This window comes from Streptomyces beijiangensis (assembly GCF_017315755.1).
In the GTDB taxonomy this organism is placed as follows: domain Bacteria; phylum Actinomycetota; class Actinomycetes; order Streptomycetales; family Streptomycetaceae; genus Streptomyces; species Streptomyces beijiangensis.
On sequence record NZ_JAFLRJ010001339.1, the window covers coordinates 1 to 335 of the forward strand.

General features: G+C 71.3%; 1 protein-coding gene. It reads left to right on the plus strand.

The genetic code is table 11. The annotated features are described in order from the left end of the window. Positions 1–133: 133 nt before the first annotated feature. Positions 134–335, plus strand: a 202-nt coding sequence (locus J0695_RS41740; RefSeq protein ID WP_206970031.1) for an NAD(P)/FAD-dependent oxidoreductase, incomplete at its 3' end; no start/stop codon positions are given.

A 335-nucleotide genomic window follows, 5' to 3' on the forward strand; every position in this document is an offset into this window, starting at 1 on the left:
CCCCCATTGTGGCCCAGGTGCACAGTGCCCGGCGCACCATGGATCCGGCTGCCATTGGCCGTACAGCACAAAGACAACCGGACGGGCCGGGCCCACCATCGAAGACATCACCGCCTTGGAGAAGAGGTTTCGCATGGCACGCCCGCCCTCGCCCGCCGCACACTCCGGCCCCCGCTCCGTCGCCGTCGTCGGCGCCGGCATGGTCGGACTGTCCACCGCCTGGTTCCTGCAGGAGCGAGGAGTCGACGTCACCGTGTACGACCGCGCGGGGGTGGCCGCCGGGTCGTCCTGGGGCAACGCCGGGTGGCTCACCCCCGGACTGGCGACACCGTTGC